Raw genomic sequence first — 330 nt, forward strand, 5'->3', positions numbered from 1 at the left:
CACGATCCAAGCCCATCAAAACCTCACCGTAAACACCGGCTCCATCACCAACCAATTTGGCCTCATCACCGGCGGCGAAGTCAACCTGACCGCTGACGATACCTTAGCCAATATCAGCGGCCTGATCAGCGGCGACAATGTCACCATCACCGCCGGCTCTATCCTCAATCAAACCGCCACTCAGACAGACAGCTACCAAAAAGAAACCAGCCCCACTCTTTCCAATCTCCCTGGCCGCTTTGGCTTGGCTTCCCCGAAACAGGAGCCCAGCGGCAAACAGGAACTGGAACAAACCCATCTCCTCGACACCGCCGGCATCATCGCCACAGG

1 protein-coding gene is annotated in these 330 nt (G+C 56.7%); it reads left to right on the top strand.

The annotated features are described in order from the left end of the window. A partial coding sequence (locus ALO_RS16850) for a hypothetical protein (RefSeq protein WP_004098398.1) occupies positions 1–330 on the top strand: 330 nt, incomplete at both ends.

The organism is Acetonema longum DSM 6540, assembly GCF_000219125.1.
Taxonomy (GTDB): Bacteria; Bacillota; Negativicutes; order Sporomusales; family Acetonemataceae; genus Acetonema; species Acetonema longum.